Genomic DNA, 25,822 nt, shown 5'->3' on the forward strand with positions numbered 1-25,822 from the left:
GTCCGTGTCCCACAGCACGGTGCCTCGGAGCAGGGCCGAGGCCGACATGACGGCGACCGCCCCGGCGGCGCCCGGCGACACCACCGGTTCCCGTGACGGACGACGCGCGGCCAGGCCCAGCCTGCGCCTGAGGTTCGGACGCGACCGCGTCCTGCTCCTGATGACGCTCCCGGCCGTCGCCCTGCTCCTGCTCTTCGACTACCTGCCGATCCTCGGCAACATCGTCGCCTTCGAGGACTACGACCCTTACATCAGCGACAACGGCGTCGTCTCCATCCTGCACAGTCCCTGGGTCGGCCTGGCCAACTTCCAGCAGATCTTCCAGGACTCCGCGTTCTGGAACGCGATGTCGAACACGCTGGTGCTGTTCGTCCTCCAGCTGGTCCTCTACTTCCCGATCCCGATCCTCCTCGCGCTGCTCATCAACAGCGTCGTCAGGCCCCGGATCCGGGCCGTCGCCCAGGCCGTGCTCTACCTGCCGCACTTCTTCTCCTGGGTGCTGGTCATCGCCGTGTTCCAGCAACTCCTGGGCGGCGCCGGACTGTTCTCCCAGCTGATGCGGCAGCACGGCTTCGACGGCCTCGACATCATGACCGACCCCGACACCTTCAAGTTCCTCGTCACCGCGCAGAGCGTGTGGAAGGACGCCGGCTGGGGGATCATCGTCTTCCTCGCCGCCCTGGCCTCCGTCAGCCCCGACCTGTACGAGGCCGCCGCGATGGACGGCGCCGGCCGCCGGCGCCGCATGTGGCACGTCACGCTGCCCGCGCTGCGCCCGGTGATCGCGCTGCTGCTGGTGCTGCGCGTGGGTGACGCGCTGACCGTCGGCTTCGAACAGATCCTGCTCCAGCGCGACGCCGTCGGACCGGGAGCCTCGGAGGTCCTGGACACCTTCGTGTGGTGGAACGGCGTCCGCAACCAGGACTTCGGCTACGCGGCTGCCGCCGGTCTCGTCAAGGGCGTGGTCAGCATCGGCCTGGTCCTCGCCGCCAACAAGGTGGCCCATCTCATGGGCGAGCAGGGGGTGTACCAGAAGTGACAACCGTCCTCGGCCGACCGGCGGACCCGGTGGTGGACAGGCCGCGCCGGTGGGCCGCCCCGCCCCGCCCGGTGTGGGAGGAGAAGCCGGGCCGGGCGGGCCTCGCGGCCAAGAGCCTCGTGCTCACCCTCGCCTGCCTGGGCGTCCTCTTCCCGCTGTGGATCGTCCTCGTCACCAGCCTGTCCTCGCGGCGGACCGTCGACGAGGCCGGCGGCCTGGTCATGATCCCCAAGGGCATCACCTTCGTCGCCTACCGGGAACTGCTCGGCGGCGGCCAGGTCACCCGGGCCGCGCTCATCAGCGTCCTCGTCACGCTGGTCGGCACGGTGTTCTCGATGACGGTGTCCGTCCTGTGCGCCTACGGCCTCTCGCGCAGCGGGTCGCTGGGGCACCGGTGGATCCTGATGCTGCTGATGGCCACCATGTTCTTCAGCGCCGGGCTCATCCCGACGTACCTGCTGGTGCAGTCCCTCGGGCTGACCGACACCTACCTCGCGCTGATCCTGCCCAGCGCGATCAGCGTCTTCAACATCCTCGTCCTGCGCGGTTTCTTCATGGGCATCTCGCCGGAACTGACCGACAGCGCGCGCATCGACGGGGCGGGAGACATCCGCATCCTGTTCCAGATCGTGATGCCGCTCTCCCGGGCGGTCCTCGCGGTGATCACGCTGTTCTACGCGGTCGGGTACTGGAGCGCCTGGTTCAACGCCTCGCTGTACCTCAACGACCAGGACATGATGCCGCTCCAGAACGTCATGATCCAGCTCGTGCAGAAGCAGGAGGCCCCCGTGGGGCTGGGTCAGGCCATCAAGACGGGTGAACTGTCCGGGCTGGCCGTGCAGATGGCGGTCATGGTGATGGCCCTGCTGCCGGTGGCCGTGCTGTCGCCGTTCGTCCAGAAGCATTTCAGGAAGGGGATGCTGACGGGGGCGGTGAAGGGCTGACCGGCGCCCCGGGGCGGGCGGTGCGGCTCGCCGGTGACCTGGGGCCCGCCCCGCGGGCGGCACCGCAGGGCCGCGGGCCGCCCGGCGGACCCGACCGCGCGGGCCCCCACCGCTCCGCGCCCCACCGCTCCGCGCCCCACCCCTCCGGCCCCCACCGCCCCGCGCTCCCGTGCCCCCGAAGTTCTGTGCCCCCGCAGTTCCTGCATCCCTCAAGCCCTGCGGCCCCCATCTCCGCCGCCCGCACCCCGGCACCCCGGCTCCGTCGCCCGACGAACCGCCCCGCCCCCGTACCCGCCCCGGATCCCCACCCGGCCCACGCCCCCCACCCGCCCCCGTCCAGTGAGGTACCTCATGCCCGACCCGAGCCGCAGAACCGTACTCGCCGGAACCGCCGCGGCCGCCACGCTCGCCGGTCTGCCCACGCAGGGACACGCGGCCGAGGCCCGGCACCCGGCGTACCGCTGGCGCACGGCGGTGATCGGCGGCACCGGGTTCGTCACCGGCATCCTCTTCCACCCCGCCGTTCCCGGCCTCGCCTACGCCCGCACGGACATCGGCGGCGCCTACCGCTGGGACCGGGAGACCGCCCGCTGGACCCCGCTCACCGACCACTTCGGCTGGGACGACTGGAACCTCCTCGGGGTGGAGGCCCTGGCCGTCGATCCCGCCCACCCGGACCGGCTGTATCTCGCCCTCGGCACGTACACCCAGCCCTGGGCCGGCGACGGCGCGTTCCTGCGCTCCGACGACCGCGGCGCCACCTGGCACCGCACCGGTCTGCCCGCGCGGCTCGGCGCCAACGAGGACGGCCGGGGCACCGGCGAACGGCTCCTCGTCGACCCCCGTGACAGCGACACCCTCTGGCTCGGCACCCGCCACGACGGGTTGCTCAGGTCGACGGACCGGGGCGCCACCTGGTCGGCGGCGACGGGCTTCCCGGCCACGCCGGCCGACACCGGCCAGGGCGTCACCCTCCTCGTCGCCGCCGGCCGCACCGTGTACGCCGGCTGGGGCGACGCCGACGGCACCTCCGCGCGGCCCAACCTGTACCGCACCGCGGACGGCACCGCCTGGGAGCCCGTCCCCGGGCAGCCGGCCGGCGCCTCCGCCCGGGTCCCGGTCCGTGCCGCCCACGACCACCACACCCGCGAGCTGTACGTCACGTACGCCGACGCACCGGGCCCCAACGGCCAGTCCACCGGCAGCGTGCACAAGCTGGACACCGCCACCGGCGCCTGGACCGACGTCACCCCGGCCGTCCCGGGCGGCACCGACACCTTCGGGTACGGCGGGGTCGCCGTCGCCGCCCGCCGTCCCGGCACGGTGGTCGTCTCCACCAACAACCGCTGGTCGGCCGTCGACACCCTGTACCGGACCACCGACGGGGGCCGCAGCTGGGTGTCCCTCGAGGACACCGCCGTCCTCGACGTCTCCGAGACCCCCTACCTCCGCTGGGGCCGGGACGAGCCCACGTTCGGCTGGTGGATCCAGGCCGTCGCCGTCGACCCGTACGACCCGGAGCACGTCCTGTACGGCACCGGCGCCACGCTCTACGGCACCCGCGACCTCGTCCACTGGGCGCCCCGCGTCCGCGGCCTGGAGGAGACCTCCGTACGGCAGCTGCTCTCGCCGCCCACCGGAGCGGCCCATCTGATCAGCGGGAACGGCGACGTCGGCGTGCTGTACCACGAGCGGCTCACCGCCTCCCCGGCGCGCGGCATGGCGACCAACCCCGTGTTCGGCACGGCGACCGGTCTCGCACTGGCCGCGGCGAAACCGTCGTACGTCGTGCGGACCGGGTGGGGCGACCACGGCAACGGCGCCTTCTCCGAGGACGGCGGACGCACCTGGGCCCCCTTCCCGGCCCAGCCCGCCCACGCCGGTGACGGCCCCGGCCCGATCGCCGTCAGCGCCGACGGCGGTGTGCTGCTGTGGGCTCCCACGAACGGGCCCGCCCACCGGTCGGCCGACGGCGGTGCCTCCTGGCAGGAGGTGCCCTCCTTCCCGCAGGGAGCCACCCCGCTGGCCGACCCGGCCGACCCGGCCGCCTTCTACGCCTACGACACCGCCACCGGCACGCTGTACGCCGGCACCGGCCACGGCCGTACGTTCACCGCCCGCGCCACCGGACTGCCCGCCGGCGACAGCCAGTTCCAGCTCGCCGTGGCACCCGGGCGCACCGGAGACCTGTGGCTGAGCGCCAAGGAGCACGGGCTGTACCGGTCCACCGACGGCGGGGTGAGCTTCACCGCGGTCGGCGGTGTCCGGGCCGCCTACACCCTCGGCTTCGGCAAGGCCGCACCAGGCGCCCGGTACCCGGCGCTCTACCTGGTCGGCGCCACGGACTCCGGCCCCGCCGTCCTGTGCTCCGACGACCGGGCCAGGACCTGGACCCGGATCAACGACGACGCCCACCAGTGGGGCTGGACCGGGCAGGCGATCACCGGTGACCCACGCGTCCACGGCCGGGTCTACCTCGCCACCAACGGGCGGGGCATCCAGTACGGGGAACGCATATGAGACCGGCCCTCGGCGACGCCACCCGGGGCCGCATCCTCTTCGGCGGCGACTACAACCCCGAGCAGTGGCCGGAGGAGACCTGGCAGGACGACGTCCGGCTGATGACGCGGGCCCGGGTCAACTCCGTCACCCTCGGCGTCTTCTCCTGGTCCCGGCTCGAACCCGAGCCGGGGGCACGCGAGTTCGGCTGGCTCGACCGGCTCATGGACCTCCTGCACGCCAACGGCATCGGCGTCGTCCTCGCCACGCCCACCTCCTCCCCGCCCCCCTGGATGGGCCGGCTGCACCCGGACACCCTGCCCCGGGACGCCGACGGCCACACCGAGTGGTGGGGCGGACGGCAGCACTTCTCGCACTCCAGCGCCACCTACCGCCGGTACGCCGCCGCCATCACCGAGGACCTCGCCGCCCGCTACGGCACCCACCCGGCCCTCACCATGTGGCACATCAACAACGAGTACTGCACCGCCGACCACGGCGACGAGGCCGCCGCCGCCTTCCGCCGCTGGCTCCGGCAGCGGTACACGACCCTGGACGCGCTCAACTCCGCCTGGGGGACCGCCTTCTGGAGCCAGGGATACGACACCTGGGACGGCATCCTGCCCCCGCGCCGAGCCCACTACCTGAAGAACCCCGCCCAGGTGCTGGACTTCCGCCGGTTCACCTCCGACATGCTCCTGGAGTGCTGCACCGCCGAACGGGACATCGTCCGCCGGTACACCCCGCACCTCCCCGTGACCACCAACTTCATGCCGCTGTGGATCGGGCAGGACGCCTGGCGCTGGGCCCGGGAGGAGGACGTCGTCTCCGTCGACCTCTACCCCGACCCGCGCGATCCGCTGGGCGCACAGCACGGGGCGCTCGTGCAGGACCTCACCCGTTCCCAGGCCCGCGGGCCGTGGATGCTCATGGAACAGGCGGCCGGCCCGGTCAACTGGCGGGGCGTGAACCATCCCAAACCGCGCGGCCTCAACCGCCTGTGGTCGCTCCAGGCCGTCGCCCGCGGTGCCGACGCCGTCTGCTACTTCCAGTGGCGCCAGTCCCGGCAGGGCGCCGAGAAGTTCCACTCCGGGATGGTCGGCCACGCGGGGGAGCAGGGACGCACGTACCAGGAGATCCGGCAGCTCGGGGCCGAGCTGGAGCGGATCTCGGGCGACGTGAGCGGCGGCCGGATCGACGCGGACGTCGCCGTCCTGCACGACTGGCACTCCTGGTGGGCCGGCGCGCACGAGGGACGGCTCTCGACGCTCGTGGACCTCCCGGAGGTGCTCACCGCCTGGCACCGGGCCCTGTGGGAGGCCCACCTGACCACCGACTTCGCCCACCCGGAGCACGACCTGTCCGGCTACCGGCTCGTCGTCGTCCCACAGCTGTACCTCCTCACCGACAGCGCCGTCGACAACCTCCTCGCGTACGTCCGCGGTGGCGGCACCCTCGTCTGCGGTTTCCTCACCGGTGTCGCCGACGAGGACGACCGGGTCCGGACCGGCGGCATGGACGCCCGGCTGCGCGAGCTGTTCGGCATCCGCACCCTGCACGAGTGGTGGCCGCTGGAGGCGGGGGAGACCGTGGAGTGCGAAGGTTTCCGCGGCACGCTGTGGTCGGAGGAGCTCGAACCGGAGCCGGGCGCCGCCGAGACCGTGCCGTACCGGGGCGGTGAACTCGACGGGCTGCCCGCCGTGCTGCGCCGGGGCCGCGCCTGGTACGTCTCCACCCTCCCCGAGCCGGACGCGCTGCGCTCCCTGCTGGCCGGCATCGCCGCCGGGGCGGGGGTGCGGCCGGTGCTCGACGGGCTCCCGGCGGGAGTGGAGGCGGTGCGCCGCGGGGAACTGCTGTTCCTGCTCAACCACGGGCGCGAACAGGTCACCGTCCAGGTGCCCGGCAGGCATCACGAGCTGCTCGCCGGTACGGACGTCACGGACGCGGTCACCCTCGGCCGCCACGGCGTGGCGGTGCTGCGGTCATGAGCCACACCCCGGTCCACGGCACCTGGGAACCGGCCCCGGCCACCCGCTGGGAGGACGCCTTCCTGAGCGGCAACGGCCACCACGGCGTCCTCGTGTCCGGTGACCCGAACGACGAGCGGGTCGTCGTCACCCATCACACCCTGGTGCGGCCCAACGGCGCAGAGCACGCCCGGCCGCCGCGGCTCGCCGCCGGACTCCCCGCCGTCCAGGACCGGTTGCTCGCCGGGGACCTCACCGCGGCCGACGGCTTCACCGACGGCCGGCCGTTGCAGTGGGTGCAGCCCTTCCACCCGGCCTTCCGGATACGGCTGCGCGGACCGGCGGGCAGCGGACCCGACGGCCACCACCGTGCCGTCGACTTCACCACCGGCGAGGTCACCGCGGTCCGCGCCGGCACCGGCAGCCGCGTCTTCGTCTCCCGCGCCGACGACGTCATCGTGCACGAGGTCACCGCCGGAGATCTCGAGGTCTGCCTGGACCACCGGCTGCCGGGCGCCCCCACCGGACTGCGGGTCGGCCAGGGCACTCTGCTCACTCCCGAGGGTGCCCTGCTCAGCCTGCGCGCCCGCTACCCGGACAGCGACCGCGCCTACACCGGCGTGACCCTCGTCGCCGTCCTCGGCGGCCGTACCGAACTCGTCCCGCCGGGCGTCCGCGTCACCGGCGCCCGCTCGGTGCTGTTGCTCACCCGGGTGCGCCGGCACACCGGCGAGGCGGACGTGGTCGCCGAGGCCCGCCGGCTCCAGGACCTGCTCGACGGCACCGAGCGGCCGTACGACGGCCTGCTCGCCCGCCATCTGGCCCGGCACCGCACCGCCTACCTGCGGGTCACCCTCGATCTCGGCGCCGACCCGGCCGAGCGCGCCCTGCCCGGCTCCGAGCTGCTGCGGCGCCCGCACAGCCCGGCCCTGCTGGAGAGGCTCTTCGCGGCGGGCCGCTACCACCTGCTCTCCGCCAGCGGCCTGCTCCCGCCCCGGCTCACCGGACTGTGGACCGGCGACTGGGACACCGCCTGGTCGGGGGCGTTCACCACGAACGCCAACCTCAACCTCCAGACCGCCGCCGCACCCGCCGCCGCCCTGCCCGAGGTCACCGAATCCCTGGCCGCGCTCGTCGAGCGGCAGCTGCCGGACTGGCGGGCCAACGCGCGCGCCGTCTTCGGCGCCCGGGGCGCCCTCGCGCCCTCGCACACCGACGGCGAGTCCGGGCTGACGTACCACTTCAGCCGCGACTACCCGCTGCACCTGTGGACCGCCGGCGCGGACTGGCTGCTCAAACCGCTGGTGGACCACGACGAGATCCGCGGCGCCCAGGATCCGCGCACCGCCGCCGCCCTCGCCGAGGCGGCCGTCTTCTACGAGGACTTCCTCACCCGCACCGACACCGACGGCCACCTCGTCGTCGTGCCCTCCTACTCGCCCGAGAACCGCCCCGCGAACGGCGGCTGCGGCGCGGTCAACGCGGCCATGGACCTCTCCGCCGCCCGGCACGCCCTGCGCACCGCCGCCCGCTACCACCCCCGACGCGCCGCGACCTGGCGGGCGTTGGCGGACCGGCTGCCCCCGCACCGGATCAACGCCGACGGCGCCCTCGCCGAATGGGCCTGGCCGGGGCTCGACGACACGTACGACCACCGCCACCTCAGCCACCTGTACGGCGTCTGGCCGCTGGAGGAGATCACCCCGTACGACACCCCGCGCCTGGCCGCCGCCGCCCACCGGGCGCTCGCCCTGCGCGGCACCGGGAACGACTCTGCCCACGGCCACCTGCACCACGCCCTGATCGCCGCCCGGCTCGGGGACACCGTCCGGGCCGCCGGGGCCCTGCGCCGGGTCCTGGACGGTGACTTCTTCCACGCCTCCCTGATGAGCGCCCACTACCCGCACCGCGACGTCTACAACGCGGACGCCGCGCACACCCTGCCCGGCGTGCTGATCGAGATGCTCGTCCAGTCCACCCCCCACCGGCTGGTCCTGCTGCCCGCCGTGCCGGAGACGTGCCCCAGCGGCGAACTGCGCGGCATACGCACCCGGTTCGGCGCGGAACTCGACCTCGGCTGGAGCCCCGACGGTGCCCGAGCCGTCCTGCGGCCCCACCGCACCCACCGCATCGAACTGCGGACTTCCTCCGGCACCGAGCCGCTCGACCTGGTCGCCGGAGAAGAACGCGTCCTCACCCTGAGGGCGCGGCGATCAGCACCACCCTCCCCACCTCCCCCACCCATGGAAGGGACACCATGGCAACAGGCACACTGACCAGGGTCGCCAAGGCCCTGATCGCCCCCGCGCTCGCCCTCGGCGCCACCGTCGGCCTCGCCTCGGCACCCGCCTCCGCCGCCGTCTGGAACTCCTGCGACCAGTGGGGCAACACCACCCTGAACGGCTACACCCTCTACAACGACATCTGGGGCTCCGGCGCCGGCAGCCAGTGCATCTGGGCCAACTCCGGCACCAACTGGGGCGTGTGGGCGAACCACCCGAACACCGGCGGCATCAAGTCCTACCCCAACGCCAAGAAGGTCATCAACAAGCCGATCGGCTCCCTGACCTCGCTCACCAGCAGCTACAACGTCACCGTCCCGTCGTCCGGCGCGTACAACACGTCGTACGACATCTGGGACACGGCCCACCACTACGAGATCATGCTCTGGGTCAACAGGACCGGCGCGGTCGGCCCGCTCGGCACCTCGCAGGGCACGGTCACCCTCGGCGGCTCCACCTGGACCGTCTACAAGGGCGACAACGGCGCCAACGCGGTGTTCTCCTTCGTCCGCAGCTCCAACTCCGGCTCCGGCACGGTCGACGTCCTGCCGATCCTGAAGTGGATCAGGGACACCAAGGGCTGGTTCGGCAACGTGACCATCGGCGACGTCCAGTTCGGCTACGAGATCACGTCCTCCTCCGGCGGACTGGACTTCATCACCAACAGCCTCAGCGTCAGCAGCAGCTGAGCCGCCGGGGCCGGCTCCCTCCCCGGGGGCCGGCCCCTTGTGGTCCTACTCCGCGACCGGCAGCCGCGCCCCGTCCCGCAGGAACAGCGGAATCCGGTCCAGCGGCGCGTCCACCGTCACGGCGGCGCCCCCCTCGTACGTCACGCCCGTCCACGCGTCCGTCCAGCGCGCGCCCGCCGGGAGGTACGCCGTCCGGGCCGTCGCCCCCGCCGTCAGCACCGGGGCGACGAGCAGGTCCCGGCCGAAGAGATAGGCGTCGTCCACCCCCCAGGCCGCCTGGTCCGCGGGGAACTCCAGGAACAGCGGGCGCATCACCGGCAGGCCCTCCTCGTGCGCCTCCCGCATGACCGTCAGGATGTACGGCCTCAGCCGCTCGCGCAGCCGCAGGAAGCGCTCCAGGATCGCGCCGGCCTCCTCGCCGTACGACCACACCTCGTTCGGGCCGCCCGTCATCTCCGGGCCCAGCGGCATGCCCGGGTCCCGGAAACCGTGCAGCCGCATCAGCGGGGACAGCGCGCCGAACTGGAACCAGCGGACCAGCACCTCCCGGTACGCCGGGTCGTCCGGGTCGCCGCCGTGGAAGCCGCCGATGTCGGTGTTCCACCACGGGATGCCGGACAGGGCGGTGTTCAGCCCGGCCGCTATCTGCCGGCGCAGGGTCGCGAAGTCGGTGCCGATGTCACCGGACCACAGCGCGGCGCCGTAGCGCTGACTGCCCGCCCACGCAGATCGGTTGAGGGTGATCACCTCCTGCTCGCCGGACGCGCGCAGGCCCTCGTGGAAGGTGCGGGCGTTCTCGGCCGGATAGAGGTTGCCGACCTCCAGGCCCGGCCCCGCCCAGTACCGCAGGTTCTCCTGGAAGCCGGGCTTCAGCTCGGGTTCGCACGCGTCCAGCCAGAAGGCGGTGATGCCGTACGGGATCAGGTAGTTGTCGCGGACCCGCGACCACACGAACTCCCGGGCCTCGGGATTCGTGGCGTCGTAGAACGCGACCTGGACGGTGGAGTCGACGCCCTTGTCCGGCCAGTCGGCGTGCGCGAGCGGGCCGTACTGCGTGCCGACGAAGTGGCCGCGCTGCTCCATCAACGGGTGGTTCTCCGACAGCGGGGACACCGACGGCCAGACGGAGACGACCAGCTTGACGCCGAGTTCCTCCAGCTCCCGCACCATCGCCGCCGGGTCGGGCCACTCCTTCGGGTCGAACTTCCACTCGCCCAGGTGCGTCCAGTGGAAGAAGTCGCAGACGATCGCCGCGAGGGGCAGCTCCCGGCGCTTGTACTCCCGGGCCACGGCGAGGAGTTCGTCCTGCGTGCGGTAGCGCAGCTTGCACTGCCAGAAGCCCGCCGCCCACTCCGGCAGCATCGGCGAACGCCCGGTCACCGCGCTGTAGGCGCGCTGTCCCTCGGCCGGTGTGCCCGCCGTGATCCAGTAGTCGATCTGCCGGGCGGAGTCCGCCACCCACCGGGTGCCGTTGCCGGCCAGCTCCACCCGGCCGATCGCCGGGTTGTTCCACAGCAGGGTGTAGCCACGGCTGGAGACCAGCACCGGCACGCTGACCTCGGCGTTGCGCTGCACCAGGTCCAGCACCAGCCCCTTCTGGTCGAGGCGGCCGTGCTGGTGCTGGCCCAGGCCGTACAGCCTCTCGCCCTCGTAGGCGGCGAACCGCTGCTCCAGCCGGTGGTGGCCGTTGCCGGCCGGCGTGTACAGACGGGGGCCCGGCCACCAGAAGTGGGCGCGCTCCTCGGCGAGCAGCTCGGTACCGCCGTCGGTGCGCAGGAAGCGGATCAGTCCCTCGGCGGACACCTCGACGGTGAGGGCGCCGACGGTCAGCCGACCCACGCCGTCACCGGTGACGACCGTGCCGTCCCGGGCCGGCGGCGGTTCGAGGAGCGCCCCGGGCAGCCCCTGGAGCACCGGGCCGCCGAGCCGGGCCCGCACCCGGACCGCGTCCGGACCCCACGGCTCGATCCGCACCGTCTCCTGACGGCCGCTCCACTCCAGCGCCCCGTCCCGTTCCCGGAGCGTGCCGACGGTGGGGGAGGACTGGGCGAGGCTGATCGCGGGCTGCGCGACGGCAGGCTGGTTCACGGCGGCTCCCGAGGAGAGGCGTGCGGACAGGTACGGGACAGGCGACGGGCGTACCCCGCCGGTGCGGGGCGCGGTGCGGACGGTGCGGGCGAATGGTGCGGGGGCAGGGGCGGGGCCGGGATGCGGTGGGTCAGCGGCGACGGGCCGGGACACGGCGGGCCGAAGGCGGTGGGGGCCGGGAAATGGCGGGAGAACGGTGCTGGGCCGGGAAGTGGCGGAAGTACGGTGCTGGGCCGGGAAGTGGGCGGGGAAAAGCGCCGGGCCGGGACCCGGTGGGTCAGGACGTCGCGGGTGCCGGTCCCGAACTCGCCCGTACCGTCAGCTCGGGCGCGAGCAGCTCGACCTCGTCGCCGCCCCGCCCCTCCAGCTTGGCGACCAGGTGCTCCACGGCGTGCCGGCCCAGCTCCTGGGCGGGGACGGCGACCGAGGTCAGCCGCACCGAGGCCTGGACGGCGACCTGGTCCGGGCAGACCGCGACCACGGACACGTCCTCGGGCACGGCCCGGCCCTGCTGGCGCAGCAGCGCCAGCAGCGGTTCCACCGCCGACTCGTTCTGCACCACGAACCCGGTCGTCCCCGGCCGCTCGTCGAAGATCCGGGCCAGTGTGAGGGCCATCGCGTCGTACCCCCCCTCGCAGGGCCGGTGCAGCACGCGCAGCCCCGTCTCCCGGGCCCGGGAGCGCAGCCCGTCGAGCGTGCGCTCGGCGAAGCCGGTGTGCCGTTCGTAGACCGCCGGGGCCTCGCCGATGACAGCGATGTCACGGTGGCCGAGCCCGGCCAGGTGCTCCACACAGAGCGCGCCCGTCGCGCTCCAGTCGAGGTCCACGCAGGTCAGACCGGTGGTGTCGGCGGGCAGTCCGATCAGCACCGACGGCTGGTCGGTTTCCCGCAGCAGCGGCAGCCGCTCGTCGTCCAGCTCCACGTCCATCAGGATCATGGCGTCGGCGAGCCCGCTGCCGGTCACCCGGCGAACCGCGTCGGACCCCTCCTCACCGGTGAGCAGCAGGACGTCGTACCCGTGTGTGCGGGCCGTGGTGGCCACCGCGATGGCGATCTCCATCATCACCGGTACGTACATGTCGGTGCGCAGCGGGACCATCAGGGCGATGATGTTGGAACGGCTGCTCGCCAGGGCGCGGGCGCCCGCGTTCGGGTGGTATCCCAGTTCCCGGATGCTCTGCTCGACGCGATGCCGGGTGCTGGTGGAGATGGACCGCTTGCCGCTGAGGACATAGCTCACCGTGCTCGCCGATACTCCGGCGTGCCGGGCGACCTCGGCGAGGGTGACCATCCAGCTCTCCCAACCTGGTGAAGCGCTTCGACAACGCTCGCTGTCGATACGACGAGTGACGATGAGAAGGAGACTAGCTCCAGCCGAGGCAGGGTGTCCAGAGGTTGTCGAAGCGCTTCGACAACGTCCCCGCTGCCTTCCGGCTGTCTTCCGGCTGCCTCCCGCGGTCTCCCCTAGTTTCCCCGGCCCACCCCCAGCGGCCATCGGCGGGCCTTTCGGCCGTTCGGACGCGCGAGGGGTGGTGGGGCGGGTGCGTTTCGGGTACCAACGATCCAGTAGCACCGATCGGTCGTGAACCATCCCCCTCATCCCTTTTCGCGGCGAGGTGAGCCTCCATGTCCGCCCCCTCCACCCCACGCACCACCGTCACCGAGCGCGAGGCCCGACAGGTGGCGGAGGCCGCCCGGGAACAGGACTGGCGCAAGCCCAGCTTCGCCAAGGAACTCTTCCTCGGACGCTTCCGGCTCGACCTCATCCACCCCCACCCGCTCCCCGCCGACGAGTCCGTCCGGCGCGGCGAGGAGTTCCTGGCGAAGCTGCGCGCCTTCTGCGAGTCGGGCATCGACCCCGCCCGCATCGAGCGCGAGGCCCGCATCCCCGACGAGGTCGTGGCCGGCCTGAAGGAACTCGGCGCCCTCGGCATGAAGATCGACCCCCGGTACGGCGGTCTCGGCCTCAGCCAGCTCTACTACAACAAGGCCCTCGCCCTGGTCGGCTCCGTCAGCCCCGCCGTCGGCGCGCTCCTGTCCGCCCACCAGTCGATCGGCGTACCGCAGCCGGTGAAGATGTTCGGCACCCAGGAGCAGAAGGACGCCTTCCTGCCCCGCTGCGCCCGCACCGACATCTCCGCCTTCCTGCTCACCGAGCCGGACGTCGGCTCGGACCCGGCCCGGCTCGCCACCACGGCCGTGCCGGACGGCGACGACTACGTCCTCGACGGGGTGAAACTGTGGACCACCAACGGGGTGGTCGCCGACCTGCTCGTGGTCATGGCGCGTGTGCCGAGGTCCGAGGGCCACAAGGGCGGCATCACCGCGTTCGTCGTGGAGGCCACGTCCGAGGGCATCACCGTGGAGAACCGCAACGCCTTCATGGGCCTGCGCGGCATCGAGAACGGCGTCACCCGCTTCCACCGGGTCCGCGTCCCCGCCGCCCACCGCATCGGCCCCGAGGGCGCGGGACTCAAGATCGCCCTCACCACCCTCAACACCGGCCGGCTCTCGCTGCCCGCCATGTGCGCGGGCGCCGGGAAGTGGTGTCTGAAGATCGCCCGGCAATGGGCGGCGGAGCGCGAGCAGTGGGGCAAGCCGGTCGCGCTGCACGAGGCCGTCGGCTCCAAGATCAGCTTCATCGCGGCCACCACGTTCGCCCTCGAAGCCGTCCTCGACCTGTCCTCGCAGATGGCCGACGAGGACCGCAACGACATCCGCATCGAGGCCGCCCTCGCCAAGCTCTACGGCTCCGAGATGGCCTGGACGATGGCCGACGAACTGGTCCAGATCCGCGGCGGCCGGGGGTACGAGACGGCCGAGTCGCTGCGGGCGCGGGGCGAGCGCGCCGTCCCGGCCGAGCAGATCCTGCGCGACCTGCGCATCAACCGCATCTTCGAGGGCTCGACCGAGATCATGCACCTGCTGATCGCCCGCGAGGCCGTCGACACCCACCTCTCGGTCGCCGGTGACCTCATCGACCCCGACAAGTCCCTGGCCGCCAAGGCGAAGGCGGGCGCGAGCGCGGGCGTCTTCTACGCCGGGTGGCTGCCGAAACTGGTCGCCGGACCGGGCCAACTGCCCACCTCGTACGGCGACTTCCGGCACGGCATCGACCTCTCCGGGCACCTGAGGTACGTCGAGCGCACGGCCCGCAAACTGGCCCGCTCCACCTTCTACGCCATGTCCCGCTGGCAGGGCCGGATGGAGACCAAGCAGGGCTTCCTCGGCCGGATCGTGGACATCGGCGCGGAGCTGTTCGCGATGAGCGCGGCCTGTGTCCGGGCCGAGCGCCTGCGCACCCGGGGCGAGCACGGCCGCGAGGCCTACCAGCTCGCCGACGCCTTCTGCCGCCAGGCCCGCATCCGGGTGGACGAACTCTTCACCCGACTGTGGACCAACACCGACGACCTGGACCGCAAGGTGGTCAGGCAGGTCCTCGGCGGAGCGTACGAGTGGCTGGAGGAGGGCATCCTCGACCCCTCGGGGGACGGCCCGTGGATCGCCGACGCGACCCCCGGACCGTCCGCGCGGGAGAACGCCCGTCGTCCGTTCGGGGACTAGGGGACTAGGGGACTAGGGGACTAGGGGACTAGCAGTACTTGTCGCTCGGGTCCCGCGTCGTCCAGGAGCAGGAGTCGACCTTGGTGCCGCTCGCCCTGGTCAGCGTGGCCGTGTCCTTGTCGTTGTTCCAGACGTAGGCGCGGCGGTCCTGGTACTTGTCCGACGCGGTGTCCGAGCCGCTGCCGGTGTGGACCTTCAGGTACTTCCCGGCGCCGATCCTGACGCTCGGGAAGACGTACTTGTGGTTCGAGGCGTCCTTCAGGACCCAGCCCTTGAGGGAGACCGCGGAACCGCTGGTGTTCTTCAGCTGCACCCACTCGGCGTTCAGGCTCTTGTTCGAGCGGTTGTCCGAGCCCGGGCTGTCGAACCAGACGTGATGGATCCGCACGCCGCCGGCGGCCTCGGCCGGGGTGCTGAGCAGGGTGCCGGTGAGCACGGCGGCCCCGGCGAAGGCGGGCAGGGCGGCGCGCAGGTGCGCAGTACGCATGGAGATCCCCCCAGGATGTCGTCCGCGAAATCGTGTGAACAGAAGTGTTATCACACGATCTTCACGAGGACTTCACTTTCGGAGAACCCTCCCCCTCCGGCCACGCGGGCCGCCGGGACACCCGTGCGAGGGACGCCCTGCCCGGCGCGGCTCCGCTTGCGGCCACAATGGGGGGATGACCGACAGTCCCGCCCATCCGGCGCCCCTCGCCGACCCGCACCTCGTGTACGACCCCGCCACCGGGGACGGCCCCAAGGACGTGGTGATCCTCGGTTCCACCGGATCCATCGGCACGCAGGCCATCGACCTGGTGCTGCGCAACCCCGACCGCTTCCGGGTCACCGGCCTCTCCGCGAACGGCGGCCGGATCGCCCTCCTCGCCGAGCAGGCGCACCGGCTGCGGGTACGGACCGTGGCGGTCGCCCGCGAGGACGTCGTACCCGCGCTGCGCGAGGCGCTCGCCGCCGAGTACGGCACCGGGGAGCCGCTGCCCGAGATACTCGCCGGAGCCGACGCGGCCACCCTGCTCGCCGCCTCCGACTGCCACACCGTGCTGAACGGCATCACCGGCTCCATCGGCCTCGCCCCCACCCTCGCCGCCCTGGAGGCGGGCCGCACCCTCGCGCTCGCCAACAAGGAGTCGCTGATCGTCGGCGGCCCGCTGGTCAGGGCGCTCGCCGCGCCGGGCCAGATCATCCCGGTCGACTCCGAGCACGCGGCCCTCTTCCAGGCCCTCGCCGCCGGCACCCGCGCCGACGTCCGCAAGCTCGTCGTCACCGCCTCCGGCGGCCCCTTCCGCGGCCGGAGCAGGGCGGACCTCGCGCACGTCACCGTGGCGGACGCCCTCGCCCACCCCACCTGGGCGATGGGCCCGGTGATCACGGTCAACTCCGCGACCCTCGTCAACAAGGGGCTGGAGGTCATCGAGGCGCACCTGCTGTACGACATTCCCTTCGACCGCATTGAGGTCGTCGTGCACCCGCAGTCGTATGTCCACTCGATGATCGAGTTCACCGATGGATCCACGATCGCCCAGGCGACGCCCCCCGACATGCGCGGGCCGATCGCCATCGGCCTGGGCTGGCCCGAACGCGTTCCCGACGCCGCCCCCGCCTTCTCCTGGAGCGAGGCTTCCACCTGGGAGTTCTTCCCCCTGGACAACGAGGCCTTCCCCTCGGTGAACCTCGCCCGGCACGTGGGGCGGCTCGCGGGCACCGCCCCGGCGGTGTTCAATGCCGCCAACGAGGAGTGCGTCGCGGCCTTCCTGGACGGCGCGCTGCCCTTCAACGGGATCATGGAGACCGTGACCCGGGTGGTCGAGGAGCACGGCACCCCGCTCGCGGGAACCTCGCTCACCGTGTCGGACGTCCTCGAAGCGGAGACCTGGGCGCGGGCCCGGGCCCGCGAACTCACAGTCACGACGGCGACCGCGGAGGCGCGTGCATGACGACCTTGATGTTCATCCTCGGCATAGTGGTCTTCGCCGTCGGCCTGCTCGTCTCCATCGCCTGGCACGAGCTGGGGCACCTGTCCACGGCCAAGCTCTTCGGCATCCGCGTCCCGCAGTACATGGTGGGATTCGGCCCCACCATCTGGTCGCGGAAGAAGGGCGACACCGAGTACGGCATCAAGGCCGTCCCGCTCGGCGGTTACATCCGCATGATCGGCATGTTCCCGCCCGACGGCCAGGGCCGGGTCTCCGCCCGTTCCACCTCGCCGTGGCGGGGCATGATCGAGGACGCCCGCTCGGCGGCCTTCGAGGAACTCCAGCCGGGTGACGAGACGCGCATGTTCTACACGCGCAAACCGTGGAAGCGCGTCATCGTCATGTTCGCGGGCCCCTTCATGAACCTGGTGCTCGCGATCGCCCTGTTCCTCACGGTGCTGATGGGCTTCGGCATCCAGCAGCAGACCACCACCGTCGCCTCCGTCTCGGCCTGCGTCATCGAACAGAGCCAGCACCGCGACACCTGCAAGAAGTCCGACCCCGAGTCCCCGGCGGCGCGAGCCGGCATGAAGGCGGGCGACAAGATCGTCTCCTTCGGCGGCGTGCCCACCAAGGACTGGAACACGCTCTCGGACCTCATCCGGGACAGCGCCGGCAAGAACGTCGCGATCGTCGTCGACCGCAAGGGCCGGGAAGTGACCCTGCACGCGAAGATCACCGAGAACCGGGTCGCGAAGAAGGACGCCGCAGGCAACTACGTCGACGGCTACGTCAAGGCCGGCTTCCTCGGCTTCGGCTCCGCCACCGGCGTCGTCAAGCAGAACTTCGGCGAGTCCGTGACCTGGATGGACGACCGGGTCGGCGACGCCGTCGACTCCCTCGTCGCCCTGCCCGGCAAGATCCCGGCCCTGTGGGACGCGGCCTTCGGCGACGGCCCGCGCGAACCGGACTCCCCGATGGGCATCGTCGGCGCGGCCCGGGTCACCGGCGAGATCGCCACCCTGGACATCCCCGCCTCGCAGCAGCTGGCCATGTTCGTGTTCGTGCTCGCCGGCTTCAACCTCTCCCTGTTCCTGTTCAACATGCTCCCGCTGCTCCCGCTCGACGGCGGGCACATCGCGGGCGCCCTGTGGGAGTCGCTGCGGCGCAACCTGGCCCGGGTGCTGCGCCGGCCCGACCCCGGCCCGTTCGACGTCGCCAAGCTCATGCCGGTGGCGTACGTGGTGGCCGGGATCTTCGTCTGCTTCACCGTCCTGGTCCTGATCGCCGACGTGGTGAACCCCGTGAAGATCACCTAGCCGAGCGGCCTTCCGGGCGGCCCGGGACACCACCGTTCCCGGGCCGCCCCGAACGGGTGCCATTACCGGGTGGGATGTGCCCGCGCCCGGGCCGGTGCCGTAATCTCGAAGCCCGGGACCCGCGGTTCACGGGACCGGACCTTGATCCACGACTTGGGGTTGCACAGCAGATGACTGCGATTTCTCTCGGCATGCCGTCCGTTCCGACCAAGCTCGCCGAACGCCGCAGGAGCCGGCAGATCCAGGTCGGAAGCGTGGCGGTCGGCGGAGACGCACCCGTATCGGTCCAGTCGATGACCACGACCCGTACGTCCGACATCGGCGCCACCCTCCAGCAGATCGCCGAACTGACCGCGTCCGGCTGCCAGATCGTCCGCGTCGCCTGCCCCACCCAGGACGACGCCGACGCCCTCGCGACCATCGCCCGCAAGTCGCAGATCCCGGTCATCGCGGACATCCACTTCCAGCCCAAGTACGTCTTCGCCGCCATCGAGGCGGGCTGCGCCGCCGTCCGCGTCAACCCCGGCAACATCAAGCAGTTCGACGACAAGGTCAAGGAGATCGCCAAGGCCGCCACGGAGCACGGCACCCCGATCCGCATCGGTGTCAACGCCGGCTCCCTCGACCGCCGCCTGCTCCAGAAGTACGGCAAGGCGACCCCCGAGGCCCTGGTCGAATCGGCCCTGTGGGAGGCGTCCCTCTTCGAGGAGCACGACTTCCGCGACATCAAGATCTCCGTCAAGCACAACGACCCGGTCGTCATGATCGAGGCCTACCGCCAGCTCGCCGAGCAGTGCGACTACCCCCTCCACCTCGGCGTCACCGAGGCCGGCCCCGCCTTCCAGGGCACCATCAAGTCGGCCGTGGCCTTCGGCGCCCTCCTCTCCCAGGGCATCGGCGACACCATCCGCGTCTCCCTCTCCGCGCCGCCCGCCGAGGAGGTCAAGGTCGGCATCCAGATCCTGGAGTCGCTGAACCTGCGCCAGCGCGGCCTGGAGATCGTCTCCTGCCCGTCCTGCGGCCGCGCCCAGGTCGACGTCTACAAGCTCGCCGAAGAGGTCACCGCCGGCCTCACCGGCATGGAGGTCCCGCTGCGCGTCGCCGTCATGGGCTGCGTCGTCAACGGCCCCGGCGAGGCCCGCGAGGCCGACCTCGGCGTCGCCTCCGGCAACGGCAAGGGTCAGATCTTCGTCAAGGGCGAGGTCATCAAGACCGTCCCCGAGTCCAAGATCGTGGAAACCCTCATCGAGGAGGCCATGAAGCTGGCCGCCGCGATGGAGGCCGACGGCACCGCCTCCGGTGAACCGTCGGTGTCCGTGACGGGCTGATCCGGCCGACCGCGGACCACAGGCCGGGAGGCGCACCGCACAAGCGGCGCGGCTATAGTGCGGAGATCAGCAGAACCCAGCCAGGGTGAGGCCCCGCACGTGTTGACCCAGACCACCTCACGGGTGCTCGAACCGAGCGACCTGGACGCCGCCCTCGCCGTCCTCGACCGCGAGCCGGTGACCAACGCCTTCGTGACCTCCCGGGTCCAGGTCGCCGGCCTCGACCCCTGGCGCCTCGGCGGTGAGATGTGGGGCTGGTACGAGGACGGCATGCTCACGTCCCTGTGCTACGCGGGCGCCAACCTCGTCCCCCTCTGCGCCACCCCCCGCGCCGTCCGCGCCTTCGCCGACCGCGCCCGGCGGGCCGGCCGCCGCTGCTCCTCCATCGTCGGCTCCGCCGATGCCACCGCCGAGCTGTGGCGGCTGCTGGAGCCGCACTGGGGCCCGGCCCGCGAGGTCCGCGCCCACCAGCCGCTGATGGTCACCGACCGCGTGCCGGCCGGTATCGCCCCCGACCCGCACGTCCGCCGCGTCCGCAAGGACGAGATGGAGACGATCATGCCGGCGTGCGTGGCGATGTTCACCGAGGAGGTCGGCGTCTCCCCGATGGCCGGCGACGGCGGCCTGCTCTACCAGGCCCGTGTCGCCGAGCTGGTCGGCGCCGGCCGCTCCTTCGCCCGCGTCGACGACAACGGCCGGGTCGTGTTCAAGGCGGAGATCGGCGCCGCCACCCCCCACGCCTGCCAGATCCAGGGCGTCTGGGTGGCCCCCGAGTACCGGGGCCGGAACCTGGCCGCCCCCGGCATGGCGGCGGTCCTGCGCTACGCCCTGGCCGACATCGCCCCCGTCGCCAGTCTCTACGTGAACGACTACAACACCGCGGCCCGCCGGACGTACCACCGCGTGGGCTTCCACGAGGTCGGCGCCTTCATGAGTGTGCTGTTCTGAACCCCCTGTACGCTCCCCGCATGGACCCCGTGATCGGCACTCTGGACCTCACCGCCCACGTCGACGAGGCCCTGGCGGTCCAGGCCCTCGCCTTCGGACTGGGTCCCGACGAGGTCGCCGTACGCCGCCAGATCGTCCTGCGCCACATGCAGTACCAGGGCGCCCGGGCCTACGGCGCGAGAGTCGACGGTCTGCTCGTCGGGTTCGTGTACGGCATGCCCAACAGCCGCATCCACTGGTGGTCCACCGTCGTGGAGCCCTACCTGCGCGCCAACGGCAACCAGGCCTGGCTGGACGACTCCTTCGTCATCACCGAGCTGCACGTCCACCCCGACCACCAGAACCACGGCATCGGCCGGCGCCTGATCACCACGATCACCGACACCGCCGCGCAGCCCCGCTCGATCCTCTCCGCGATCGACACCGACAGCCCCGCCCGCGGCCTCTACCACTCCCTCGGCTACACCGACCTGGCCCGCCAGGTCCACTTCCCGAGCGCGACGCGACCGTACGCCGTCATGGGCGCCCCCCTGCCCCTGCGCAGGCGTTAACCGATTTCCACCGGCACAGGCGGCCCGGCTAACCTCCTGTGCCAGCACCCTTTCCCACTCCCGGCCCCGCCCGAGTGGGGGACCCCCATCCGGCAGGAGTACGAGAACCATGGCCAACGTACCGGTCCAGCGCATGTCCCAGTTGATGGCGAAGACGCTGCGCGACGACCCGGCGGACGCCGAGGTCCTCAGCCACAAGCTCCTCGTCCGCGCCGGCTACGTCCGTCGCACGGCCGCCGGCATCTGGAGCTGGCTGCCCCTCGGCAAGAAGGTCCTCGCCAACGTGGAGCGGATCGTGCGCGAGGAGATGGACGCCATCGGCGCCCAGGAGGTCTCGCTGCCCGCCCTGCTGCCCCGCGAGCCCTACGAGGCGACCGGCCGCTGGGAGGAGTACGGCCAGGAACTGTTCCGGCTCAAGGACCGCAAGGGCGGCGACTACCTCCTCGGCCCCACCCACGAGGAGATCTTCACCCTCCTGGTCAAGGACCAGTGCACGTCCTACAAGGACCTGCCGGTGATCCTCTACCAGATCCAGACCAAGTTCCGCGACGAGGCCCGCCCCCGCGCCGGCATCCTGCGCGGCCGTGAGTTCCTCATGAAGGACTCGTACTCCTTCGACACCGACGACGAGGGCCTCGCCAAGTCCTACGCCCTGCACCGCCAGGCCTACCAGCGCGTCTTCGAGCGCCTCGGCCTCGACTACCGCATCTGCGCCGCCACCGCCGGCGCGATGGGCGGCTCGAAGTCCGAGGAGTTCCTCGCCCCCGCCGAGGCCGGCGAGGACACCTTCGCGGACTGCCCGAACTGCGACTTCGCCGCCAACACCGAGGCGATCACCTACGAGCTGAAGCCGGTCGACGGCTCCGCCGTGCCCGCGCTCGAGGAGATCCCCACCCCCGACACCCCCACCATCGAGACCCTCGCCGCCTCCCTCGGCGTCCCGGCGTCCGCCACGCTGAAGAACCTGCTGGTCAAGGTGGACGGCGAGATCGTCGCCGTCGGCGTGCCCGGGGACCGCGAGGTCGACCTGGACAAGGTCGAGGCGCACTTCGCCCCGGCCGCCGTCGAGATGGTCACCGAGGCGGACTTCGCCGGCCGCCCCGACCTGGTGCGCGGCTACGTCGGACCGCAGGGCCTGGGCGAGAAGGTGACGTACATCGCCGACCCGCGCGTGGCCCCCGGCACCGCCTGGATCACCGGCGCCAACAAGGAGCACACGCACGCCCGGAACGTCGTCGCCGGCCGGGACTTCGAGGTCGACGCGTACGTGGACGTCGTCGTGGTCCAGGACGGCGACCCCTGCCCGAAGTGCGGCACCGGCCTGAAGCTGGACCGCGCCATCGAGATCGGCCACATCTTCCAGCTGGGCCGCAAGTACGCCGACGCCCTCAAGCTGGACGTCCTCGGCCAGAACGGCAAGCCCGTCCGCGTCACCATGGGCTCCTACGGCATCGGCGTCTCCCGCGCCGTCGCCGCGCTCGCCGAGCAGACCGCCGACGAGCACGGCCTGGTGTGGAGCAAGGAGGTCGCCCCGGCCGACGTGCACGTCGTCGCCGCCGGCAAGGCCCTCCAGACCGAGCTGGCCCTCGACGTCGCCGGGAAGCTGGCCGCCGCGGGCGTCCGCGTCCTGGTGGACGACCGGGCCGGGGTCTCCCCGGGCGTGAAGTTCACCGACGCCGAGCTGATCGGCGTCCCGCAGATCCTGGTGGCCGGCCGCCGCTCCGGCGAGGGCGTCCTGGAACTGAAGGACCGCAGGACCGGTGAGCGCGAGGAGCTGACGGTCGAGGACGCGATCGCCCGCCTGACCGCGCAGTAGAGCGGACCCACGGGAGTCCGCGGGCGGACGGCCGCCCCCGGACTCCCGCCGGTGCGGACCCCGGAAAACCGTTTCGGCCGGACGCGGACCCCTGCCTACGCTGGCCCGCATGCCGACACTCGAGCGACTGGGGCCCGGCCACGAGGCCGCCCTGCTGGCCTTCGAACGCGCCAACCGGGCGTACTTCGCCCGGACGGTGTCCGACCGAGGCGAGGCGTACTTCACCGGGTTCGCCGCCCGCCACCGCGCACTCCTCGCCGAACAGGCGGCCGGCGTCTGCCACTTCCACGTCGTCCTCGACGACCGGGGCGAACTCGTCGGCCGCGTCAACCTGATGGACGTCGACGCGGGGAGCGCCGAACTCGGCTACCGGATCGCCGAGCAGGCAGCGGGCCGCGGACTGGCCACCGCGATGGTCGCCGAGATCTGCGGCCTGGCCCGCGCGGCGTACGGGCTGTCCGCCCTCACCGCGCGCACCACCGCCGACCACACGGCCTCCCGGACCGTCCTGGAGCGCAACGGTTTCACCGTGACCGGGAACATCCCCGTCGCCGGCCGCCCCGGCGTCCACTACCGACGCCACCTGACCCCGGACCCCGGCCGAGCCCAGCCGCCCTCCGCGCCGGCCCTCCCTCGCCCCGCGGCGGCACGCACCGGGGCCGCACGGGGCCGGCTGCCCGCCCCGCAGGAAGAGCCCGGCGCCCTCAAGGCCCTGCCGGGCCCGTGGCCGGACGGCGGGCGCGGCGAACGGTAGCGGGCCGGGCCCGTTCGGACGGCGGGCGCAGCGAAACGGTAGCGGGCCGACCGGTCCGAACGGCGGGCTTCACAGCCAGCCAGCGAACTCCAGCAGCAGTTCCGCGTCCTTCTCGCGGCCGACCCGGCGGGCCCGGATCCCCGACTCCACCGCCCGGAACAGCGTCCAGCCGCGCAGCCGCTCCTGGTCCACCTCCAGCGACTCCGCGAGCCGCTTGATCCGGCGCCGGGTGACGGCCGGCCCGGACGGCGCCGCGATCAGGTCCTCCACCCGGTCCCGCACCAGCCGGGCCAGGTCGAAGGCGCTCTCACCGACCACCGGGTCCGGGCCCACCGCGAGCCACGGCGTCCGCTCCCCGGCGAGCACCTTGCTCTGCCGGAACGTGCCGTGCAGCAGCAGCTGCCCGGGCGGCGCGGCCAGCAGCTCCTCGCGGGCCGCGAGCGCCGCGTCGACCAGCGGCGCCACCTCCGCGTCGGCCCCGGCGCCCGCCCGCATCGCCGCCGCCTGCCGGCCCGTGCGCTCCGCGACGGTCTCGAAGACCTGACCGGCCGGCGGCTCCACCCACAGCCTGCGCAGCGTCCCCGCCGCCTCCAGCAGCGCCTTCGCCTCCGGCAGCGACCGCACCGACACATCCGGGTGCAGCCGCTCCAGCAGTAGCACCCCCTCGTCCGGCTCCGCGTCCAGCAGCTGTACGGCGCCCAGCCCGGCCCAGTGCGCCAGCGCCGCCCGCTCGCTGCCCGGGCGGGCCCGCGGCGGGGCCAGCTTCAGCACGGCCGGTGTGCCGTCCGCCCGCCGTACCAGCACCACCAGGCTGCTGCGCCCGCCCGGCACCTGGACCCGCTCGACGGTCAACTCGCGCCGGGCCACGGCCCGCTCGGCCACCGCGGGCAGCCGCGCCAGCCAGTCGTCACCGGCCGGTGCCGTCTCACCGAGCGCCCGAACCAGGCGCTGCGGCGGTTCGAAAGCCATGCGCGAGTCGTTCCCTTCCGTCCGGTCCCGTCCTGTCCGGCCCCTTGCCGAGCGCCTACCGGGACGCCGGTGCCGACGCCGACGGAGTCGTACCGGCCGCACCCGCCTGCCCGGCGGACCGCTCGGCGAGCCCAGGGAAGGCTACGCTCTCCCCGCTCCAGCGCACCGCCCGCACCGCGGCCTCCCGCAGCGCGCCGGCGGCATCGGCCCGCCGCGCGCCGCTCGCCGCCCGCACCAGGTCCGAGTACACCGCGGCCACCCGCTCCTCCAGCCGGGCCGCGAGCCGTACCGCCGACCCCCCGTCCCGGACCGGGAACGGCAGCGCGTACGCGGCGCTCGCGGCGACCGGCGCGCCGCCCAGGTCCCGCACCGCGCGCACCAGCGTGTCCCGGCGTGCCCGGTGGGCGTCGTACGCCGCCCGCGCCTCGGACCGGCGCTGCTCGCCGACCCGGCCGCCGACGACGCCGTAGCCGTACACCGCCGCGTGTTCCGCCGCCAGCGCCGCCTGGAGCGCCGTCAGCTCGGCCTGCTCGGTGACGTCGCTCACCTGGCCCCCTCCGTCAGCAGGTACGCGTGCGCGGCCCCGGCCGCCGCGACCGACGCCAGCAGCCGCGCCAGCTCGCCGGGCACGTCCAGCAGCTCCCGGCCCCGCCGGTCGGCGAGGGCCCGCTCGGCGGCGGCGAGAGCGGCGAGGGCCTCCTTGTCGGTGCCGGGCACGGGAGCGGCGGCGGGACCGGGGGAGGACGACGCCGTGGCCGTGGCCGTGCCGGCGATCGCGCCGGTGGGCGCCGTACCGTCCCCGAAGGCCGCCGCGTGGGCCGCGACCTGCGCCCGCAGCGGGCGCAGCCGCTCCGCTAGCCCCGGACGGGCGGCGAGCACGGCGTCGTAGCGCTCCAGCAGCCCCCGGCTGTCCCGGGCCGCACGCGCGCGGGCCGCGGCGACGGCCGACGGGCCGTCGCCGCCGGTGTCCGGTCCGGCCGAGCAGCCCGCCAGCAGGGCGGCGGCGCCGGCCGAGGCGAGCAGGGATCTTCTGCGCGGCCCCGAGGGGGTGCGCGGCGGTGGGGGGTACGGCACGGCGGACGTCCTCGGAGAACTCGTGCGGAGGGAGAAACAGCTGGCGGGCGGCCCGCCCGTGATCACCGTACCCGCGCA

At 72.9% G+C, this 25,822-nt stretch carries 19 protein-coding genes and 1 pseudogene; 14 read left to right on the forward strand and 6 right to left on the reverse strand.

Annotated features, from left to right (window positions below; genetic code table 11):
* Positions 1 to 4: 4 nt before the first annotated feature.
* The 6 genes from AB0F03_RS21215 to AB0F03_RS21240 all read left to right on the forward strand — a co-directional run bounded on the left by AB0F03_RS21215 (position 5) and on the right by AB0F03_RS21240 (position 9,420).
* Positions 5 to 1,039, forward strand: coding sequence for an ABC transporter permease subunit (locus tag AB0F03_RS21215; RefSeq protein WP_361994080.1), 1,035 nt, complete (start codon positions 5 to 7; stop codon positions 1,037 to 1,039).
* Positions 1,036 to 1,983, forward strand: a complete 948-nt coding sequence (locus tag AB0F03_RS21220; RefSeq protein ID WP_361994083.1) for a carbohydrate ABC transporter permease — start codon at positions 1,036 to 1,038, stop codon at positions 1,981 to 1,983. Before AB0F03_RS21215 ends, AB0F03_RS21220 begins: the two co-directional genes overlap by 4 nt.
* Positions 1,984 to 2,334: 351 nt before the next feature.
* Positions 2,335 to 4,503: a sialidase family protein gene (locus AB0F03_RS21225; RefSeq protein WP_361994086.1), complete on the forward strand. Its 2,169-nt coding sequence runs from the start codon at positions 2,335 to 2,337 to the stop codon at positions 4,501 to 4,503.
* Positions 4,500 to 6,470 carry a beta-galactosidase gene (locus AB0F03_RS21230; RefSeq protein ID WP_361994089.1) on the forward strand — a complete coding sequence of 657 codons (1,971 nt, stop codon included), beginning with the start codon at positions 4,500 to 4,502 and terminating at the stop codon, positions 6,468 to 6,470. The genes AB0F03_RS21225 and AB0F03_RS21230 overlap by 4 nt, the downstream gene beginning before the upstream one ends.
* Positions 6,467 to 8,725: a glycoside hydrolase N-terminal domain-containing protein gene (locus AB0F03_RS21235; RefSeq protein ID WP_361994092.1), complete on the forward strand. Its 2,259-nt coding sequence runs from the start codon at positions 6,467 to 6,469 to the stop codon at positions 8,723 to 8,725. Before AB0F03_RS21230 ends, AB0F03_RS21235 begins: the two co-directional genes overlap by 4 nt.
* Positions 8,707 to 9,420 carry a hypothetical protein gene (locus AB0F03_RS21240; RefSeq protein WP_361994095.1) on the forward strand — a complete coding sequence of 238 codons (714 nt, stop codon included), beginning with the start codon at positions 8,707 to 8,709 and terminating at the stop codon, positions 9,418 to 9,420. The genes AB0F03_RS21235 and AB0F03_RS21240 overlap by 19 nt, the downstream gene beginning before the upstream one ends.
* 45 nt (positions 9,421 to 9,465) lie before the next feature.
* On the opposite strand, the gene AB0F03_RS21245 is transcribed toward AB0F03_RS21240, so the two are convergent.
* Together AB0F03_RS21245 and AB0F03_RS21250 are read right to left on the reverse strand one after the other, a co-directional pair.
* A complete protein-coding gene (locus tag AB0F03_RS21245) occupies positions 9,466 to 11,508 on the reverse strand; it encodes a TIM-barrel domain-containing protein (protein WP_361994098.1) in 2,043 nt (680 codons plus the stop codon).
* Positions 11,509 to 11,785: 277 nt separating this feature from the next.
* Positions 11,786 to 12,799 carry a LacI family DNA-binding transcriptional regulator gene (locus AB0F03_RS21250; protein WP_361994100.1) on the reverse strand — a complete coding sequence of 338 codons (1,014 nt, stop codon included), beginning with the start codon at positions 12,797 to 12,799 and terminating at the stop codon, positions 11,786 to 11,788.
* 335 nt (positions 12,800 to 13,134) lie between these two features.
* Here AB0F03_RS21250 and AB0F03_RS21255 point away from each other — a divergent pair, with 335 nt between their 5' ends.
* Entirely contained in the window at positions 13,135 to 15,072 is a 1,938-nt protein-coding gene (locus AB0F03_RS21255; protein WP_361994103.1) for an acyl-CoA dehydrogenase family protein, read from the forward strand.
* A 28-nt stretch (positions 15,073 to 15,100) separates the two neighbouring features.
* On the opposite strand, the gene AB0F03_RS21260 is transcribed toward AB0F03_RS21255, so the two are convergent.
* The gene (locus tag AB0F03_RS21260; protein ID WP_361994106.1) at positions 15,101 to 15,559 is read right to left on the reverse strand and encodes a lamin tail domain-containing protein; all 459 of its coding nucleotides are present in this window, start codon (positions 15,557 to 15,559) and stop codon (positions 15,101 to 15,103) included.
* Positions 15,560 to 15,734: 175 nt separating this feature from the next.
* Between AB0F03_RS21260 and dxr the strand changes: the two genes are divergently transcribed.
* The 7 genes and pseudogenes from dxr to AB0F03_RS21295 form a co-directional block, all read left to right on the forward strand.
* Positions 15,735 to 17,006, forward strand: a complete 1,272-nt coding sequence (gene dxr / locus AB0F03_RS21265) for a 1-deoxy-D-xylulose-5-phosphate reductoisomerase (RefSeq protein ID WP_361994109.1) — start codon at positions 15,735 to 15,737, stop codon at positions 17,004 to 17,006.
* Positions 17,003 to 18,304, forward strand: a complete 1,302-nt coding sequence (locus AB0F03_RS21270) for a site-2 protease family protein (protein WP_361994112.1) — start codon at positions 17,003 to 17,005, stop codon at positions 18,302 to 18,304. Before dxr ends, AB0F03_RS21270 begins: the two co-directional genes overlap by 4 nt.
* A gap of 170 nt (positions 18,305 to 18,474) precedes the next feature.
* Positions 18,475 to 19,632 (forward strand): flavodoxin-dependent (E)-4-hydroxy-3-methylbut-2-enyl-diphosphate synthase, encoded by a 1,158-nt coding sequence (ispG, locus tag AB0F03_RS21275; RefSeq protein ID WP_361994115.1) that lies wholly within the window; start codon positions 18,475 to 18,477, stop codon positions 19,630 to 19,632.
* A 99-nt stretch (positions 19,633 to 19,731) separates the two neighbouring features.
* Positions 19,732 to 20,580 (forward strand): GNAT family N-acetyltransferase, encoded by an 849-nt coding sequence (locus tag AB0F03_RS21280; RefSeq protein WP_361994118.1) that lies wholly within the window; start codon positions 19,732 to 19,734, stop codon positions 20,578 to 20,580.
* 20 nt (positions 20,581 to 20,600) lie between these two features.
* Positions 20,601 to 21,131: a GNAT family N-acetyltransferase gene (locus AB0F03_RS21285; protein ID WP_361994120.1), complete on the forward strand. Its 531-nt coding sequence runs from the start codon at positions 20,601 to 20,603 to the stop codon at positions 21,129 to 21,131.
* A gap of 109 nt (positions 21,132 to 21,240) precedes the next feature.
* Positions 21,241 to 22,947, forward strand: a complete 1,707-nt coding sequence (locus AB0F03_RS21290) for a proline--tRNA ligase (protein ID WP_361994123.1) — start codon at positions 21,241 to 21,243, stop codon at positions 22,945 to 22,947.
* A gap of 109 nt (positions 22,948 to 23,056) precedes the next feature.
* A pseudogene (locus AB0F03_RS21295) lies at positions 23,057 to 23,533 on the forward strand (GNAT family N-acetyltransferase); the annotation flags it as partial.
* A 237-nt stretch (positions 23,534 to 23,770) separates the two neighbouring features.
* On the opposite strand, the gene AB0F03_RS21300 reads toward AB0F03_RS21295, so the two are convergent.
* Genes AB0F03_RS21300 through AB0F03_RS21310 form a run of 3 tightly spaced genes read right to left on the reverse strand, consistent with a single transcriptional unit; the run spans position 23,771 to position 25,744 of the window.
* Positions 23,771 to 24,670, reverse strand: coding sequence for an aminoglycoside phosphotransferase family protein (locus AB0F03_RS21300; protein WP_361994126.1), 900 nt, complete (start codon positions 24,668 to 24,670; stop codon positions 23,771 to 23,773).
* A gap of 55 nt (positions 24,671 to 24,725) precedes the next feature.
* The gene (locus AB0F03_RS21305) at positions 24,726 to 25,217 is read right to left on the reverse strand and encodes a DUF4439 domain-containing protein (protein WP_361994129.1); all 492 of its coding nucleotides are present in this window, start codon (positions 25,215 to 25,217) and stop codon (positions 24,726 to 24,728) included.
* A complete protein-coding gene (locus AB0F03_RS21310; protein ID WP_361994132.1) occupies positions 25,214 to 25,744 on the reverse strand; it encodes a hypothetical protein in 531 nt (176 codons plus the stop codon). Before AB0F03_RS21310 ends, AB0F03_RS21305 begins: the two co-directional genes overlap by 4 nt.
* Positions 25,745 to 25,822: the final 78 nt, after the last annotated feature.

The sequence above is a fragment of the Streptomyces sp. NPDC028722 genome (assembly GCF_040637655.1).
Taxonomy (GTDB): Bacteria; Actinomycetota; Actinomycetes; order Streptomycetales; family Streptomycetaceae; genus Streptomyces.